Source organism: Streptomyces sp. NPDC101110, assembly GCF_044759525.1.
Taxonomy (GTDB): domain Bacteria; phylum Actinomycetota; class Actinomycetes; order Streptomycetales; family Streptomycetaceae; genus Streptomyces.
On the sequence record NZ_JBIVZM010000010.1, the window covers coordinates 40,290 to 56,230 of the forward strand.

The 15,941-nt window shown below is 73.0% G+C and carries 18 protein-coding genes; 7 read left to right on the top strand and 11 right to left on the bottom strand.

Annotation, left to right across the window (positions count from 1 at the left end):
- Positions 1-163 precede the first annotated feature (163 nt).
- The 5 genes from ACIQU3_RS23230 to ACIQU3_RS23250 all read left to right on the top strand — a co-directional run bounded on the left by ACIQU3_RS23230 (position 164) and on the right by ACIQU3_RS23250 (position 5,213).
- Positions 164-1,165: a DEDDh family exonuclease gene (locus tag ACIQU3_RS23230; protein WP_366709370.1), complete on the top strand. Its 1,002-nt coding sequence runs from the start codon at positions 164-166 to the stop codon at positions 1,163-1,165.
- Between the two features lie 258 nt (positions 1,166-1,423).
- On the top strand, positions 1,424-1,657 hold the full coding sequence (locus ACIQU3_RS23235) for a hypothetical protein (protein ID WP_078615365.1): 234 nt from the start codon (positions 1,424-1,426) through the stop codon (positions 1,655-1,657).
- 49 nt (positions 1,658-1,706) lie between these two features.
- Entirely contained in the window at positions 1,707-2,504 is a 798-nt protein-coding gene (locus ACIQU3_RS23240; protein ID WP_403730404.1) for an SURF1 family protein, read from the top strand.
- A 163-nt stretch (positions 2,505-2,667) separates the two neighbouring features.
- On the top strand, positions 2,668-4,452 hold the full coding sequence (locus ACIQU3_RS23245) for a glycoside hydrolase family 15 protein (protein ID WP_403730401.1): 1,785 nt from the start codon (positions 2,668-2,670) through the stop codon (positions 4,450-4,452).
- A gap of 5 nt (positions 4,453-4,457) precedes the next feature.
- Entirely contained in the window at positions 4,458-5,213 is a 756-nt protein-coding gene (locus ACIQU3_RS23250; RefSeq protein ID WP_403730398.1) for an SDR family oxidoreductase, read from the top strand.
- A gap of 104 nt (positions 5,214-5,317) precedes the next feature.
- Here ACIQU3_RS23250 and amaP read toward each other — a convergent pair whose 3' ends face one another.
- The 5 genes from amaP to ACIQU3_RS23275 are packed head-to-tail and all read right to left on the bottom strand — an operon-like array spanning position 5,318 to position 7,680.
- Complete coding sequence (gene amaP / locus ACIQU3_RS23255; RefSeq protein WP_403730392.1) at positions 5,318-5,896, bottom strand: alkaline shock response membrane anchor protein AmaP; 579 nt, start codon at positions 5,894-5,896, stop codon at positions 5,318-5,320.
- A 6-nt stretch (positions 5,897-5,902) separates the two neighbouring features.
- Positions 5,903-6,601 carry a DUF6286 domain-containing protein gene (locus ACIQU3_RS23260; protein WP_403730389.1) on the bottom strand — a complete coding sequence of 233 codons (699 nt, stop codon included), beginning with the start codon at positions 6,599-6,601 and terminating at the stop codon, positions 5,903-5,905.
- Positions 6,598-6,981, bottom strand: coding sequence for a hypothetical protein (locus ACIQU3_RS23265; protein WP_403730386.1), 384 nt, complete (start codon positions 6,979-6,981; stop codon positions 6,598-6,600). Before ACIQU3_RS23265 ends, ACIQU3_RS23260 begins: the two co-directional genes overlap by 4 nt.
- Positions 6,978-7,160, bottom strand: coding sequence for a hypothetical protein (locus tag ACIQU3_RS23270; RefSeq protein WP_033310926.1), 183 nt, complete (start codon positions 7,158-7,160; stop codon positions 6,978-6,980). The genes ACIQU3_RS23265 and ACIQU3_RS23270 overlap by 4 nt, the downstream gene beginning before the upstream one ends.
- A 46-nt stretch (positions 7,161-7,206) precedes the next feature.
- On the bottom strand, positions 7,207-7,680 hold the full coding sequence (locus ACIQU3_RS23275) for an Asp23/Gls24 family envelope stress response protein (RefSeq protein ID WP_234848226.1): 474 nt from the start codon (positions 7,678-7,680) through the stop codon (positions 7,207-7,209).
- An 87-nt stretch (positions 7,681-7,767) separates the two neighbouring features.
- On the opposite strand from ACIQU3_RS23275, the gene ACIQU3_RS23280 reads away from it, so the two are divergent.
- Positions 7,768-8,490, top strand: a complete 723-nt coding sequence (locus tag ACIQU3_RS23280; protein WP_403730382.1) for a nucleopolyhedrovirus P10 family protein — start codon at positions 7,768-7,770, stop codon at positions 8,488-8,490.
- A gap of 29 nt (positions 8,491-8,519) precedes the next feature.
- Here the strand turns inward: ACIQU3_RS23280 and ACIQU3_RS23285 are convergent, their stop codons facing one another.
- From ACIQU3_RS23285 to ACIQU3_RS23295, 3 genes are all read right to left on the bottom strand, one after another.
- Complete coding sequence (locus tag ACIQU3_RS23285; protein ID WP_403730377.1) at positions 8,520-9,323, bottom strand: enoyl-CoA hydratase/isomerase family protein; 804 nt, start codon at positions 9,321-9,323, stop codon at positions 8,520-8,522.
- A gap of 147 nt (positions 9,324-9,470) precedes the next feature.
- Positions 9,471-9,689: a helix-turn-helix domain-containing protein gene (locus ACIQU3_RS23290; RefSeq protein ID WP_010037790.1), complete on the bottom strand. Its 219-nt coding sequence runs from the start codon at positions 9,687-9,689 to the stop codon at positions 9,471-9,473.
- A gap of 352 nt (positions 9,690-10,041) precedes the next feature.
- Positions 10,042-11,640, bottom strand: a complete 1,599-nt coding sequence (locus ACIQU3_RS23295) for an ABC-F family ATP-binding cassette domain-containing protein (protein WP_403730370.1) — start codon at positions 11,638-11,640, stop codon at positions 10,042-10,044.
- A 239-nt stretch (positions 11,641-11,879) separates the two neighbouring features.
- Here ACIQU3_RS23295 and ACIQU3_RS23300 point away from each other — a divergent pair, with 239 nt between their 5' ends.
- Positions 11,880-12,293, top strand: coding sequence for a VOC family protein (locus tag ACIQU3_RS23300; RefSeq protein WP_403730368.1), 414 nt, complete (start codon positions 11,880-11,882; stop codon positions 12,291-12,293).
- Between the two features lie 41 nt (positions 12,294-12,334).
- Here ACIQU3_RS23300 and ACIQU3_RS23305 read toward each other — a convergent pair whose 3' ends face one another.
- The 3 genes from ACIQU3_RS23305 to ACIQU3_RS23315 all read right to left on the bottom strand — a co-directional run bounded on the left by ACIQU3_RS23305 (position 12,335) and on the right by ACIQU3_RS23315 (position 15,930).
- Positions 12,335-13,735, bottom strand: a complete 1,401-nt coding sequence (locus ACIQU3_RS23305; RefSeq protein WP_403730365.1) for a hypothetical protein — start codon at positions 13,733-13,735, stop codon at positions 12,335-12,337.
- 255 nt (positions 13,736-13,990) lie between these two features.
- Complete coding sequence (locus ACIQU3_RS23310) at positions 13,991-15,118, bottom strand: alpha/beta hydrolase family protein (protein ID WP_403730362.1); 1,128 nt, start codon at positions 15,116-15,118, stop codon at positions 13,991-13,993.
- Positions 15,119-15,198: 80 nt separating this feature from the next.
- Positions 15,199-15,930 (bottom strand): class II aldolase/adducin family protein, encoded by a 732-nt coding sequence (locus ACIQU3_RS23315; protein WP_403927553.1) that lies wholly within the window; start codon positions 15,928-15,930, stop codon positions 15,199-15,201.
- Positions 15,931-15,941: the final 11 nt, after the last annotated feature.

Below are 15,941 nucleotides of genomic sequence, written 5' to 3' on the forward strand. Positions count from 1 at the left end.
CGGACGTCGGAGGGCGAGGCGCCCGGCTGATCGACTGAGGACCGATCAGACGTACACCCTTCGAACGGACAAGCCGGACAACCTGCCTGAGGGGGCATCGGAAGCGGCCGTCGGCGCACCTGGCGGACGGGGGTGTCAGTCACGGCCCGTATCCTCAGGGACCATGCTGGAAGACCTGACGACCGCAGTGTTCTCGGCCACGCCGTGGCCGGCCGCGTACCCCAAGGGATACGCGGTCGTTGACGTGGAGACCACGGGCCTGGCCCGGGACGACCGCATCATCTCCGCGGCGGTCTACCGGCTGGACGAGCGCGGCGAGGTCGAGGACCACTGGTACACGACGGTCAACCCCGAGCGCGACCCGGGCCCCGTATGGATCCACGGACTGACGAGCGAGGCACTCGAAGGGGCACCCCTCTTCCCGGACATCGCCGAGGAGTTCACGGCCCGGCTGGAGGGACGGGTACTCGTCGCGCACAACGCCGTCTTCGACTGGCAGATGATCGCCCGGGAGTACGCGCGCGCCGAGCGCGAGGCACCGGTGCGGCAGCGACTGTGCACCATCGCGCTCTCCAAGGAACTCGGGCTGCCGCTGCCCAACCACAAGCTGGAGTCCCTCGCGGCGCACTTCGGCGTCGTCCAGCAGCGGGCCCACCACGCCCTGGACGACGCGCGCGTGCTGGCGGAGGCGTTCCGGCCGAGCCTTCGGGCGGCGGCGGCGAACAACGTACGGCTGCCGCTGCACGAGTGCCGGCCGCTGACCGAGTGGACGGACCGCCCCGCCGCGCCCCGCATCGGGCAGCAGGCGGGCCCCGGAGGCTACGGCGGCTACCGGCCGAGCAGTTGGCGCCCCTCCCGCAAGCGTCCCGCGTGCCCCTACCCCAACCCCGGGCGCTACGAGGCGGGCGGGCGGCTCAAGCAGGGCATGCGGGTCGCCTTCTCCGGCGACACCTCCATCGAGCGGGACCTGCTGGAGGACCGTGCGACCGAGGCCGGGCTGCATGTGGCCACGAGCCTGTCCCGCCTCACCAGCCTGCTCGTCACGAACGACCCGGACTCGGGCACCTCCAAGGTCGTCAAGGCCCGGCAGTTCGGCACGCCGGTCGTGGACGAGGCGGCCTTCGGGCAGCTCCTCGCCGACGTGGAGCCGGCTACGGAAGGGTGACCCGTACTTCAGGGTGCTCGGCGACCGGCGCCGCAGGGGTGCGGGGTGGTCGGCGCCGCAGGGGGCCTGAGTGATCGCCGCCGCAGGTCGCCGCAGGGCCCGGGTGGTCGGCGCCGCGGGTCGCCGCCGCAGGGGCCCGGGTGGTCGGCGCCGCGGGGATGGCCCGCCTCGCGGGGCGACCGTACGGACGGGTGATTGCCGGGCGACTCGCCCGGCGCCCGCTCGCCCGCGCGCAGACGACGGCTCACCCTGTGGCCCATGGCGACCTGTGAGGTATGTGGCAATCAGTACGGCATGACCTTCGAGGTGCACGCGCAGGGCGCGGTGCACGTCTTCGACTGCTTCTCCTGCGCGATCCACCGCATGGCCCCCATCTGCGAGCACTGCCGGGTGCAGATCATCGGCCAGGGAGTCGAGGTCGAGGGCCACTGGTACTGCGGCGCCCACTGCGCCCGGGCGGAGGGAAAGGCAGGAATTGTCGACAAGGTCTGAACCCGTACCCGACTGAATGCACCCCACGACCGAGTTGTACGGTCGTGGGGTGTACCGCTTCCTGATGTCCCGGCAGTGGGTGATCCTCACGCTGATCGCCCTGCTCCTCATCCCCACGATGATCAGGCTGGGCATCTGGCAGATGCATCGCTACGAGGAGCGCACCGCCCGGAACCAGCTGGTCACCGACGCGCTGGCGGCCGATCCGGTACCCGCCGAGCAGCTGACCGCGCCCGGGCACACCGTGACCAGCGCCGAGCGGTACCGCACCGTGACGGCGAAGGGCCGCTTCGACACGGAGGACGAGGTCGTCGTCCGGCGCCGCACCAACTCCGACGACGAGGTCGGCTACCACGTGCTGACCCCCTTCGTCCTCGACGACGGCAAGGTGCTGCTGGTCAACCGCGGCTGGATCCCCTCCGACGGCCCGAGCCAGACCACGTTCCCGAAGGTTCCCGCACCGCCGGGCGGTGAGATCACGGTCGAGGGGCGGCTGATGCCCGACGAGACGACCGCCGCGAGCGGCATCAAGAACCTCCAGGGCCTGCCGGACCGGCAGATCATGCTGATCAACAGCGAGCAGCAGGCCCGGCGCCTGGACGCCAGGGTGCTCGGCGGCTACATCTCCCAGACGTCCCCCGAGCCCAAGGGCGACACCCCCGAGCTGATGGGCAACCCGGGCAAGGAGGACGCGGCACTGAACTACGCGTACGCCATCCAGTGGTGGCTGTTCTCCGCGGCCGTCCCGGTCGGCTGGGTGGTCCTGGCCCGCCGCGAGGCCCGGGACCGGGCACGGAAGGCGGCCGGGGAATCCGACGCGACGCAGACCGAGCCGGCGGCGGTGTAGACACCCGCGACCGGCCGCCGGGTGGCGGGACCCGGCGCCCCGCCCCGACCGGCTCGTCACCGTCGGCCCTCCGACTCGACGGAGGCGGGCTGCCGGTCAGGGCACGTCACTCCCCCGGCCCCGGCCCTGATTGCCGCGCCCGCTTGCCGGGAACCCGCACTCCGTGCACCCCGGTATCGAGGACTACGCGCTCATCGGCGACGAGCAGACCGCGGCCCTGGTCGGTATGGACGGGTCCGTCGACTGGCTGTGCCTGCCACGCTTCGACTCGGCCGCCTGCTTCGCCAGAATGCTCGGCGGCGAGGACAACGGCTACTGGCGCATCTCCCCCGTGGGGGCGGACCGCTGCACCCGGCGTGCCTACCGCCGCGACACCCTCGTCCTGGACACCGAGTGGGAGACGGAGCGGGGGTCCGTCCGGGTCACCGACCTGATGCCCCAACGCGACCGCGCCCCCGACCTGGTGCGCGTCGTCGAGGGCCTCGACGGCGAGGTGACGCTGCACAGCGTCCTCAAGCTGCGCTTCGACTACGGCTCGATCGTCCCCTGGGTGCGCAAGGCCGACGGCCACCGCGTGGCGGTCGCCGGCCCGGACTCGACCTGGCTGCGCAGCGAGCCGGCGGTGACCAGCTGGGGCGAGGACTTCGGCACCCACGCGGAGTTCACCGTCAAGAAGGGGGAAAAGGTCGCTTTCGTCCTGACCTGGCATCCCTCCCACGAGCCGCGCCCGCCGCTCGTCGACCCGTACGACGCGCTGCGCCACAGCGTGGAGGACTGGCGGGCCTGGGTGTCGCGCTGCCGCTACGACGGTCCGCACCGGGACGCCGTCGTCCGCTCCCTGATCACGCTCAAGGCGCTCACCTATGCCCCGACGGGCGGCATCGTCGCCGCCCCCACCACCTCCCTGCCCGAGGAACCGGGCGGGGTGCGCAACTGGGACTACCGCTACTGCTGGCTGCGCGACTCCACCCTCACCCTGAACGCGCTGCTCGCCGCGGGCTACCAGGAGGAGGCGGAGGCCTGGCGGAACTGGCTGCTGCGCGCGGTCGCGGGCGACCCGGCCGACCTGCAGATCATGTACGGCGTGGCGGGCGAGCGGCGGCTGCCCGAGTTCGAACTGCCGTGGCTCTCCGGCTTCGTAGATTCCGCCCCGGTACGCATCGGCAACGACGCCGTGAACCAGCTCCAGCTGGACGTCTACGGCGAGGTCATGGACTCCCTGTCGCTGGCCCGCGAGTCGGGCCTGTCCCCGCAGCCGGACGTGTGGGCGCTGCAGACGGCCCTGATGGACTTCCTGCGCAGTCACTGGCAGCAGCCGGACGAGGGGCTGTGGGAGGTGCGTGGCGGCCGGCGCCAGTTCGTGCACTCGAAGGTGATGGTGTGGGTGGCCGCCGACCGTGCCGTACGCACCCTGGAGCGCCATCCGGAGCTGGACGGCGACCTGGACGGCTGGCGGGCGCTGCGCGACGAGGTGCACGAGGAGGTGTGCGAGAAGGGCTACGACGCCGAGCGCAACACCTTCACGCAGTCCTACGGCTCACGCGAACTGGACGCCGCGCTGCTGCTCATCCCCCGCGTCGGATTCCTGCCGCCGGACGATCCGCGGGTGATCGGCACGATCGACGCGGTCCGCGCGGAGCTGGCCCACGGCGGCTTCCTGCGCCGCTACAGCACGGACGACGCGGACGTCGACGGACTGCCCGGCGGCGAGGGCGCCTTCCTGGTGTGCTCGTTCTGGCTCGCGGACGCCCTGTACATGACGGGCCGAACGAAGGAGGCCCGGGAGATGTTCGAGCGGCTGGCGGGACTCGCCAACGACGTGGGGCTGCTGTCGGAGGAGTTCGATCCGGTGACCGGCCGGCACCTCGGCAACTTCCCGCAGGCGTTCAGCCACATCGGGCTGGTGAACACCGCCCTCGCCCTGTTCGGCGGGAACGGGGCAGGATAGGGACCATGGATCTTGGACTGAAGGACCGGGTGTACGTCGTCACCGGGGCCACGCGGGGCCTCGGCAACGCCACCGCGCGCGAGCTGGTCGCGGACGGGGCGAAGGTGGTCGTCTCGGGGCGGGACGAGAAGAGTGTCGCCGAAGCGGCGGCCGCGCTGGGACCGAACGCGGTCGGGGTCGCCGTCGACAACGCCCACCCGGAGGCGGCGGCCCGGCTGATCGCGGCCGCGCGGGAGAACTTCGGCCGCTTCAACGGCGTGCTCGTCAGCGTGGGCGGCCCGCCGGCCGGGTTCGTCGCGGACAACACGGACGAGCAGTGGCAGACTGCGTTCGAGTCGGTGTTCCTCGGTGCGGTGCGGCTGGCTCGCGCCGCGGCCGCCGAGATGGAGGCCGGGAGCGTCATCGGCTTCGTGCTGTCCGGGTCCGTGTACGAGCCGATCCCGGGGCTGACCATCTCCAACGGGCTGCGGCCGGGGCTCGCTGGCTTCGCCAAGTCGCTCTCCGACGAGCTGGGGCCACGGGGCATCCGTGTCGTGGGTGTCCTGCCCGGGCGGATCGACACCGACCGGGTACGGCAGCTGGACGCGCTGTCGGCGGACCCCGAGGCGACCCGGGCCGCGTCGGAGTCGCGCATTCCGCTGCGGCGGTACGGGGCGCCCGAGGAGTTTGGGCGGGTGGCGGCGTTCTTGCTGTCGCCGGCCGCTTCCTATCTGACCGGTGTGATGGTGCCCGTCGACGGGGGAGCGCGCCACGGGTTCTGACCGCTGCCGTCCGCGGGTCGCGGGAGGCTGGGTCGCGCCCAAGCGGCGGAGCCGCGTATCGATCCAGCCCCGCGCCCCTCGGGGCGCGCCCCTGGGGTGAGCCGTCAACTCACTCTCTCCGCGCCGTGCTTGACGGCCCGCAGTCGTACCTCTGCCGGAAGTGACCCGAGACCCGCCGATGCCTTCGCGTGGGCCAGGGCGCCGGTCGTGAAGTCGGTCAAGGCCGTCCCCGGGTCCACGTGCGGCTCCAGCGCGAGGCGTACGTGGGCTTCGGGGGTGCTGCGGCGCCCCTTCAGGTGGGCGTGGGCTCCGTCCACGCCGTCGACGTGGGCCGCCTCCTGGGTGAGGACGTTCTCCAGGGCCCGGCCGCGCAGCAGGGCCCCCTCGCCGTCGCCGGTGTCGACGAGGACCTCGGCGAGGCGGCGCCGGCGCAGGACCGCGACGAGCCACCACAGGGCGAGCAGCAGCAGGATCGCCAGGACGGCGATGACGACCGGCCACCACCAGCCCTCGTCACGCCAGCGGGTGCGCTCGGCATTGCTCAGCAGCACGTCGTGCTTGCTGTCGTGGATCCACCACGAGGGCACGGGGGCGCCCAGGCCGACGGCGAGGACGGAGCCGCCCAGCACCAGCAGGATCAGGCCCACCAGGCCGAGGAACACACGGTTGACGGTCGGGAGCACCGTCGCTCACCCCTTCCGGCCGGGCCGCCGGACGCGCACCGACAGCGAGGGCGCGCGGGACAGCCCCAGTCCGCGGACCGCGTCGGCGAGCACGGCGTCCAGATCGGTCCGTACGTCGTCCACTTCCCTGAAGTGCGCCGTCGCGCGCACGTCCGCCCGCCTGCGGCGCACGCGTACCCGTGCCGACTGCACACCCGCCACTTCCATGGCCCGGTCCCGCAGCGCGATGGCGGCGGCGTCCCGGTACAGTCCGGCACGGACCTCGGGGTGTCTGCGCCGCATGGGGAGCACGGCCCGCAGGCCGGGTGTGGCGGCCAGGACCAGAAGCCAGAGGCCGAGGACGCCGGCGACACCGGCGCCGACGAGCACCCAGGTGTCGTCGAGGGGCCGTTCGGCCAGCTGCCTGGCCAGTTCCTTGCGCCAGTACATACCGGGCCGGCCCGCGCGCACGGAGACGATGTCGTAGAGGAACAGCACGGTCAGGCCCAGGAGCAGCAGGGCCACGACGGCCGCGGGGACGCGACGCGCCGACCAGAAGCGGCCCTCGGGTCCGCCGTCCTCACCGGGTTCGGCCGGTGGCTCATGGGTGTCCGACGCGTCGGACCGGCCGGGTTCGTCGCCGTCGCGCGGCTCCTGCCCGTCGAGGACGGGCAGGCGCTGTGTGGTGCCCTCGGGAGGCTGTTCGGGGTCCCGGGGTTCGTTCATCGCGTCCTCCCCTGTCCCGTGCCGGGCGCCGCGACCAGGTGCAACCGCTCCACCTGGACGACGACCTCCGGGACCTGCATGCCCACCAGAGCCGCCACGCGCTCGACGACCCGGCGCCGCACGGTGCGGCAGCGGGCACCGATGTCGCAGGGGTAGTCGAGTTCGACGTGGACCCGGACGTGGGCGACTTCGTGGTGGACGACGACCGACGCGGAGGGCCGCCCGGCATCGGGCGGCAGGGTGCCGACGGCCTCGCGGGCCGCCTGCGAGGCGATCTTCGCGACGACCCGGTCGGCGATCCGTGTCGCGCCACGCTCGCGCGGCGGGACGACGGGCAGAGGTCTGTCGAGCTCACCGGCCCCCGTGCTCACGGGCGTCACCGCCGCCGTTCACGGACGCGGAAGAAGTCACCGAAGTCCATGTCCCCGTCCAGGAACCGGCCGACGACGAAGCCGACGGCGCCCAATGCCGCCACCAGCACGAAGGCACCGAATCCGCCGAAGTATCCGGCGAAGGCCAGCGCCATGCCGGCGATCATGCCGACCACGGCCATGCTCATGCGCTTCTCAGCTCCCTAGCCGCTGTGTTGTCCGATGGCCCACGCCTCACTGGATCCGGCGCTCCGGTTCCTCTTCCTCCTCGTCCGGCAGCTTCACGTCGCTCACCGCGATGTTGACCTCGACGACCTCGAGACCGGTCATCCGCTCCACGGCGTTGATGACGTTCTCCCGTACGCCCCGGGCCACATCGGCGATCGACACGCCGTATTCGACGACGATCTCCAGGTCGAGGGCGGCCTGGACCTCGCCGACCTCGGCCTTCACGCCGCGCGTCACCGACTTGGCGCCGCCTGGCACCCGGTCGCGCACGGCGCCGAAGGTGCGGGACAGGCCGCTGCCCATGGCGTGCACGCCGTCGACGTCGCGTGCGGCGAGCCCGGCGATCTTCTCCACCACGCCGTCCGCGATGGTGGTCCGGCCCCGGGAACCCGGGTCCCCTCCCCCGCGCTTGACCAGCGGGCTCCTGCGCGCCGCCGGCGTCTCGGACTCCCCGCCCCGGTTCTCGGTCATGTCAGTCATCGCCGCACGTCCTTTTCGGTCGTCGTCCTTCGACCACCGTAAGCACGGTTACGGGGAAGCGCGCCTCTGATACGGCAGGCTGGAGGAATGACGGCCGACCGATGGGCGCAGGCAGTGAGACATCAGCTGGGAATCGGCAGGCTTCTGCCGCTGGGTGACGCGCGGGACGGCGCGTGGATCGCGGAGCGGGCGGCGGAGGCGGCGTTGCGGAGCGCGGCGCGGGACGCGCCGGGCGTGCGCCTCGATGCGCTCCGAGTCGCGGTCGCCGACGCGGCGGACACCGCGGAGCCGGCCGTACCGGCTCCGCCGAGTGCGCTGCCTCCCGGACCGCTGCGGGTGACGGCGCAGTTCGCCGCGACGGCCTCGCGGCCCCTGCCGGCGACGGCGTCCGCGCTGCGGGAGGCACTGGCGACCGCGGCGGACCGGCGGCTCGGGCTGACCGTGTCGGAGGTGGACCTGCTGGTGACGGAGCTGCTGGACGAGGAGGGGCCCGCGCAACGCGGGGCTGCCGTCGCCCTTCCCGAACCTCCACCTGCCGCACGGGCCGAGGGCGACGACGAGGCCCGGGTGGCGGCCGCCGCGCTCGATGTCCCGGGCGTGCTCCATCTGACCGGCACACTGGGCCACCCCGTGCACATCGAGCTCCTGTTCCCCGAGGGCGCGGCGCTGCCGCACCGCCATGTCCGGCTGGAGCTGGCGGTGAGCTCGGACCAGCGGGCCAGGGACGTGGCCCGCGAGGTCCGGACGGCGGTCAGACGGACGCTGTCGGATCACCCGACGGTGGCGGTCGTGGTGAGCGCGACCGGCTGACCGCGCTCCCGGCCCCCGCCCGGCGGATGTCAGTCCTCGACGCCCGCGAGGTCCCGCAGTCGGCGGGCCTGGGACTGGCGCTCCGCCGCGCGCTGCTCCTCGTACGTGCGGTCCTGGGCGCCGCGCAGCAGCGCCTTGGTCTCGATGACGGCGTCGCGGGGCGCGGCGAGCACGGCCGAGACGAGGTCGCGGACCGTGTCGTCCAGCTGCCCGGCGGGCACGGCGAGGCTGGCCAGACCGGTGTTCACGGCCTCCTCGGCCGTGACGAAGCGCCCGGTCACGCAGATCTCCAGCGCGCGGGCGTAACCGACGAGTCCCACCAGCGGATGCGTGCCCGTCAGGTCGGGAACGAGTCCGAGGCTGGTCTCGCGCATGGCGAACTGCACGTCGTCGGCGACGACGCGCAGGTCGCAGGCGAGGGCGAGCTGGAAGCCCGCCCCGATGGCATGCCCCTGGACAGCGGCGACGGAGACGATGTCGCTGCGCCGCCACCAGGTGAACGCCTCCTGGTATTCGGCGATGGTCGCGTCCAACTCGGAGTCGGAGCCGCGCGCGAGGTCGATGAACGACGGTTCCCCGTCGAAGCCCTCGGGCGTGAACGCCTGCCGGTCGAGCCCGGCCGAGAAGGACTTGCCCTCGGCCCGCAGCACCACGACGCGGACGGAGCCCGGCAACTGCCGACCGGCCTCGGTCAGCGCCCGCCACAGAGCGGGGCTCTGCGCGTTGCGCTTGTCCGGGTTGGTCAGCGTCACCGTGGCGATCGTGTCGTCGACGGTGAGCCGTACGCCGTCCTTGTCGAGTACGGGAACGAGGTCCTTGTCGGGCGAAGCCATGGGACGCCTCCGATGTGTGCGGTCTTACGCGCCCGTACGACGGCTGCACCGCCGCACCGGGCACGCTTAAGTGACTGCACAGTAACCACCCGGGCGATCAGTCGACCGACCGGGTGGCCACCATCGGAGCCGTGGGGCCACCCGGGGTCAGGCCGTGGCCTTTTTGCCCCGGGTCGCCCCGCCACGCCCTCGCAGCGTGACGCCCGACTCACTGAGCATGCGGTGCACAAAGCCATACGAGCGGCCGGTCTCCTCGGCCAACGCCCGGATGCTCGCACCGGCGTCGTACTTCTTCTTCAGGTCTGCCGCGAGCTTGTCGCGCGCGGCGCCGGTCACCCGGCTGCCCTTCTTCAGAGTCTCGGCCACCCGTGCCTCCTCATGGGAAGTGCGCTCTGGTCTCCTCATGATCACCCCTCCGGGCCTTCATGGCCACCCATTCGGCAAGGTCCGTGAGACAAGGTTGTGACGACGGGAGCACATCCCCACATGCGGAATGCGAAATTCCGAAGGGCGGTATCGGCACGCCCGAACGAATCGTTCCGGAAAAGGCCTGGTCAGAAAGGCGACGCGGCCGAGCCCCGCAGAATCGGGGACTCGACCGCGAAATCGATGTAGGACACACCTCGGTACGAGGAGATCTCACACAGATGATGGATCACCGCTGGGCCGAATGATCCATACGCCGTTGATCACGCGTTCGATCAAGCGAGGGTGCCGGTCAGGCCAGGGCGACGAGGTCCGCGTAATCGGCGCCCCACAGGTCCTCGACGCCGTCCGGCAGGAGGATGATCCGCTCCGGCTGGAGCGCCTCGACCGCGCCCTCGTCGTGCGTGACGAGGACGACCGCCCCCTTGTAGGTGCGCAGCGCGCCGAGGATCTCCTCGCGGCTGGCCGGGTCGAGGTTGTTGGTCGGCTCGTCGAGGAGCAGCACGTTCGCCGACGACACCACGAGGGTGGCGAGGGCGAGGCGGGTCTTCTCGCCGCCGGAGAGGACACCGGCCGGCTTGTCGACGTCGTCGCCGGAGAACAGGAACGAGCCGAGCGTCTTGCGGACGTCCACCAGGTCCAGGTCGGGGGCGGCCGAGCGCATGTTCTCCAGGACCGTGCGCTCCGGGTCGAGGGTCTCGTGCTCCTGGGCGTAGTAGCCGAGCTTGAGGCCGTGGCCCTGGATGACCTTGCCGGTGTCGGGCTCCTCCGCGCCGCCGAGCAGGCGGAGCAGGGTCGTCTTGCCGGCGCCGTTGAGGCCGAGGATGACCACGCGCGAGCCCTTGTCGATGGCCAGGTCGACGTCGGTGAAGATCTCCAGCGAGCCGTAGGACTTCGACAGTCCCTCGGCCATGAGCGGGGTCTTGCCGCACGGGGAGGGCTCGGGGAAGCGCAGCTTGGCGACCTTGTCGGACTTCCGCTCGGCCTCGAGGCCGGCCAGCAGCTTGTCCGCCCGGCGGGCCATGTTCTGCGCGGCGACGGTCTTGGTGGCCTTGGCCCGCATCTTGTCGGCCTGCGAATGCAGCGCGGAGGCCTTCTTCTCGGCGTTCTGCCGCTCGCGCTTGCGGCGCTTCTCGTCGGCCTCGCGCTGCTGCTGGTAGAGCTTCCAGCCCATGTTGTAGATGTCGATCTGGGCGCGGTTGGCGTCCAGGTAGAACACCTTGTTGACGACCGTCTCGACCAGGTCGACGTCGTGGGAGATCACGATGAAGCCGCCGCGGTAGGTCTTCAGGTAGTCGCGCAGCCAGACGATCGAGTCGGCGTCGAGGTGGTTCGTGGGCTCGTCGAGCAGCAGGGTGTCCGCGTCGGAGAAGAGGATCCTGGCCAGCTCGATGCGGCGGCGCTGACCGCCGGAGAGGGTGTGCAGGGGCTGGCCGAGCACCCGGTCGGGCAGATTGAGCGCGGCGGCGATGGTGGCGGCCTCGGCCTCGGCGGCGTACCCGCCCTTGGTGAGGAACTCCGTCTCCTGGCGCTCGTACTGCTTGAGCGCCTTGTCGCGGGTGGCGCCCGTGCCGTTGGCGATCCGCTGCTCGTTGTCGCGCATCTTGCGGATCAGCACGTCCAGGCCGCGCGCGGACAGGATGCGGTCGCGGGCGAGGATGTCGAGGTCGCCGGTGCGGGGGTCCTGCGGGAGGTAGCCGACCTCGCCGGAGCGGGTGATGGCGCCGCCGGCGGGCATGCCCTCGCCCGCGAGGCACTTGGTGAGGGTGGTCTTCCCCGCGCCGTTGCGGCCGACGAGGCCGATGCGGTCACCCTTGGCGATGCGGAACGAGGCGTTTTCGATGAGGACGCGGGCACCGGCGCGCAGCTCGATACCGGAGGCGGAGATCACGGACAGACTCCAGGGCGGATACGGGGGCGGGATGGACGGCTGAGGACGTTCCCGCCGTCTAATGCGCGAGGAGAATGGCCATGGGGGACAGTCTAACGGGGACGTGCAACCACTTTTTCTGTGTGCGGGTGTTCGATCACCAGCGGCCGGACGGGGCCTTCGCCGGCGGCCGGGTCGTTGTCGGTGGCCGGTGGAACACTGGGCGGGACAGCCCCGCGAGACACGAGGAAGTGATCGCCATGGCAGGTACGTCCGGCGGGCGTCCGAGCATCTACCCGACGCTGCTGTACGCGGACGCCAAGGCGGCGATCCGGCAGCTCACGGAGGCCCTCGGCTTCACGGAGCTGTCGGTGTACGAGGGGGAGGACGGCTCGGTGCTGCACGCCGAGCTGGCGCAGGGCAACGGCGCGGTGATGGTCGGCTCCAAGGGCCGGGGCGGTCCGTTCGACACGGCCATGAAGGACGCCGGCACCACGGGGGTGTACGTGGTGGTGGACGACGTCGACGCGCACCACCGCCACGCCGTGGACCACGGCGTGGAGATCCTGATGCCCCCGACGGACCAGGACTACGGCTCCCGGGACTACATGGCCCGGGACGTCGAGGGCAACGTCTGGAGCTTCGGTACCTACGCGCCCGAGACGGGGGTCTAGCGCCGCACGGGGCGGCGTTCGCCCCGTCCCGGCAACAGGCCTCAGCTGCCGCCGGTGTGCACCTGGAAGGCGGCGCGGCGGACCGCCTTCGCCAGGGCCGGGTCGGGGTGGGCGGCTGCCAGGGCGACCAGGACCTGCACGGTGCGCGGGTGGCCCACGGCGCGCACCTCGTCCAGCAGCATCGGGACGGTCGGCTGCACGGCCGACTCCAGGTGGCGCACCAGCAGCGGCGCCTCACCGTGGTCGGCCACGGCGGCGGCGGTGTCCACCCACAGCCAGGTCGCCTCGGCGCGGGTGAGGACCTCATGGGCGTCCTCGGGGTCCGCGCCGTCGTGCTCGGCCAGCCACAGCAGCGCGTACGGCCTGAGCGTGGGCTCGTCCAGCACGCCGCGGACGTCCGGCTCGGCGGGGGCGCCGACCACGCGCAGCGCCTCGAAGGCGAGGCCGCGCAGCAGGGCGTCCTCGCCGCGGGCGGCGTCGAGGAGCTCGGTGACGGCGCTGCCGACGGGGCGGGCGGCGAGCCAGGCGCGGTACTCGGCACGGGCCGCGTTGGGGCGCAGCTGGGCACAGCCGCGGAGCATGTCCTCGGCGGCCTGCTCGATGTTCCCGGCGGGGCTCTGCGCGGCGACGCAGATCTGCTCCAGCTTGACCCAGACGGCCCAGTTGCCGAGGGGGGTGAGCGTGGCCTGGCCGTCGCCGTAGGTGAGGGCGCCGACGGAGGCCAGGGCGCGCAGGGCCCAGTCGAGCAGCGGGGCGAGCGGGGCGTCGGTGGGCTCCGGTTCGGCCTGCGGCTCGGGCTGGGGGCCGTAGGGGATCTCGCAGCGGGCGGTGCGCAGCTCGGTGACGCGCTGCTCCAGGAGGTCGAGGAGCTGCTCGACCGGGACGGGCCCGGCGGACAGCTGGAGGAAGGAGAGCGCCTGCGGCATGGCCGAGACGACCTCGGCGACGGCGGCGGGCTCGTGTTCCGCGGGCTCCGGATGGGCGAGCGACCAGGCGTCGAAGAGCGCGACCCAGCCGCGCAGCACGGCACTGTCGTCGCGGTCCCAGGCGCGCAGCCGCCAGCCGGGGCGGGCGGTGTCGCCGTGCACCTCGACGAGACCGGCGAGGCGGGCGGTGTCCCAGTCGGCTCTGACCTGAGCCGGGGTCAGGCCCAGGTCGCGGGCCGCCCGTTCGGCGGTCGCGTCGGAGAGGGTGGCCTTGCCGTCATCGGTGGCGCTGTCCCGGCCGGGGCCGAGCGCCCTGTCCGCCCAGCGGGCGACGCGGGCCGCGGCGGCGAGACCTGAGCGTGCCATTCTGGCCAGTTCCGCCGGTGCCGGGGTGCCCTCCGGGGGGCGCGGCGCGGGGCGGCGCGAGCGCCGCTGGTTCATCGCTGGTGGGGCGGCGGCCAGGGGTCGCGGGCGGACGAGTCGGAGCCTGGAGTCGCGCGGGATACGGGACGTCACGGGTGCAGTCTTCCGGTTGACGGTCCGAAAACCCAAACGGAATGTCACGGGGGGCGACGGGGATGGCCAACGCACCGGCCCGCGGGAGTGGTCGAGGGCCGGGAACAAGCCAGTGGTACGACACTAAACGGAATGGTGGCGACCGGTCCGCCGCGGGCGGGATGGGGACGGGGTTGCGACCGGGCGAAGGGGGCGTGAACGAAGGGTGCGGGACACCGCGGCGAGGAGGTGCGCGCAGGGCGTGCCGCGGCGGAGTCACATCAACGGCGTCAGAAAGCGCCGGAGCGCCTCCTCGTAGGCCTCCGGGTCGGCGTTCCACAGGGCACCGTGCGGGGCGCCGGCCACGGTGCGCAGGGCGACCATGTCGGGGCGGGCGTCGGCGAGCCGGCGCGAGGGCTGCCAGGGGGCGACGGTGTCGTCCGGTCCGTGGAAGAGCAGAGCCGGGACGCGCAGTCCGTGGGACGGGTCCGTGCCCGCGGCCCGTTCGCCGGTCAGTCCGGTGCGGCCCTGGGCGGCGCGGACCGCGAGGGGCAGCAGCGCGCCGGGGGTGCGGCGGGCCGAGGCGAGGGCGCGCAGGGTGGTCTCCCAGCTGAGCACCGGGGAGTCGAGGACGAGCCCGGCGACGCGGTCGCGCAGCCCCGAGTGCGCGGCGGCGCGCAGGGCCATGGTGGCGCCGGTGGACCAGCCGTGCAGGACGACCTGCCGTGCGCCGTAGCGCACGGCGTAGCGGATCGCCGCGTCGAGGTCGCGCCACTCGGTCTCGCCGAGGTGGTTCAGCCCGTCGGGCGAGCGCGGTGCGCCCAGGTCGCCGCGGTAGGCGAGGGCGAGCACCGGGACGTGGCTGCGGTGCAGGAACCCCATGACGTTCATGGCGAGTTCCCGGGTGGTGCCCAGACCGTGCACGGCGATCACCCAGGTGTCCCGCTTGCCCGGTACGAACCACGCGGGCAGGGAGCCGAGTTCGCCGGGGACGTCGACGTCGGCGTGTTCGAGTCCGAGGGCGGTGCCGGGGTTGCCGACGTACACGTTCGGCGTGAGCCAGACCTTGTCGCCGGATTCCAGCGTGCCGTGGGTGACGCTCTCCAGGCGGCGCACGACGGTGTCGGCGGGGTGCCGGACGCCGGTCAGGACGGGGCCGACGACGGCGTGGGAGCCGTCGCCGGAGAGGCCGTAGCGGCCGGGGCGCAGGGCGGCGAGGTCCCGGGTGAGGCTGATCTGCCCGGGGGCGGTGCCGTGCACGGTGAGCCGGGGCTCGGTGGGCAGGGGCCTGCCGGGGGGTGCCTTGAGCGCGGCGTCGCTGGCGAGCCGGCCGGCGGCCACCGCGGCGGCACCGGCCCCGATCACGGCGGTGACGGCAGCGGCCGTCGCTTTGACAGTGCGCACGCCTTCAAGTGTCCCGGCGGATCGGCCGGGCGACCAGTGGGAGGGAGCGGCGGGGTGGCGCCGGCGCGGCGTGGGGCGGCTCAGCCGCGCTGGCCGTAGCCGCGCAGGCGCTCCGCCACCTCCGTCAGCTGCTCGCCGGACAGCAGGCTCGGGGTCAGGCCGGGCACCGAGGAGGCGGTGAGCCACAGACGGCACATCCACTCCAGCTGGGCGGTGCGGTCGTACGCCTGGGCGAGGGTGGTGCCGTGGGTGAGGGTGCCGTGGTTCTGGAGCAGGCAGCCGGAACGGCCGGTGAGGGCGTGGAGCATGTTCTCGGCCAACTCGTCGCTGCCGTAGGTGGCGTAGGGGGCGACGCGGACGGGGCCGCCGAGCGCGGCGGCCATGTAGTGGATCAGCGGCAGCTCGGTCACGAGCGTCGAGACCGCCGTGGCGTGCACGGCGTGGGTGTGGACGACGGCCAGGGCGCCGGTCGTGCGGTAGACGGCGAGATGCATGGGCAGCTCGCTGGTCGGGACGAGCGTGCCGAGGACCTGCCGGCCGTCCAGGCCGACGCCCGTCACGTCCTCGGGCCTCAGCAGGTCGTAGGGAACGCCCGACGGGGTGACCAGGACGGTGTCCCCGACGCGGACCGAGACGTTGCCGGACGTGCCGACGACGAGCCCCTCCGACACCGTCCGGCGGGCCGTCGCGACGAGGTCGTCCCAGGCGCGTGCCTCCTCCGGGCGCGCTGTCCTGCGGTGCGGCTCCCCCGCACCCGCCTCGTCCCCCGGCACGTCCGCCGTGCCCCGCTCGTCGCCCCGCCGCTCAGCCATGCCGCGATCCT

What these genes read in the sequence shown, in the direction of transcription:
- ACIQU3_RS23230 (WP_366709370.1), top strand. Translation starts at nt 164, where the DNA reads ATGCTGGAAGACCTGACGACCGCAGTGTTCTCGGCCACGCCGTGGCCG.
- ACIQU3_RS23285 (WP_403730377.1), bottom strand. Translation starts at nt 9,323, where the DNA reads ATGGCTTCGCCCGACAAGGACCTCGTTCCCGTACTCGACAAGGACGGC.
- ACIQU3_RS23250 (WP_403730398.1), top strand. Translation starts at nt 4,458, where the DNA reads ATGGATCTTGGACTGAAGGACCGGGTGTACGTCGTCACCGGGGCCACG.
- ACIQU3_RS23300 (WP_403730368.1), top strand. Translation starts at nt 11,880, where the DNA reads ATGGCAGGTACGTCCGGCGGGCGTCCGAGCATCTACCCGACGCTGCTG.
- ACIQU3_RS23275 (WP_234848226.1), bottom strand. Translation starts at nt 7,680, where the DNA reads ATGACTGACATGACCGAGAACCGGGGCGGGGAGTCCGAGACGCCGGCG.
- ACIQU3_RS23270 (WP_033310926.1), bottom strand. Translation starts at nt 7,160, where the DNA reads ATGAGCATGGCCGTGGTCGGCATGATCGCCGGCATGGCGCTGGCCTTC.
- ACIQU3_RS23315 (WP_403927553.1), bottom strand. Translation starts at nt 15,930, where the DNA reads ATGGCTGAGCGGCGGGGCGACGAGCGGGGCACGGCGGACGTGCCGGGG.
- ACIQU3_RS23260 (WP_403730389.1), bottom strand. Translation starts at nt 6,601, where the DNA reads ATGAACGAACCCCGGGACCCCGAACAGCCTCCCGAGGGCACCACACAG.
- ACIQU3_RS23235 (WP_078615365.1), top strand. Translation starts at nt 1,424, where the DNA reads ATGGCGACCTGTGAGGTATGTGGCAATCAGTACGGCATGACCTTCGAG.
- ACIQU3_RS23280 (WP_403730382.1), top strand. Translation starts at nt 7,768, where the DNA reads ATGACGGCCGACCGATGGGCGCAGGCAGTGAGACATCAGCTGGGAATC.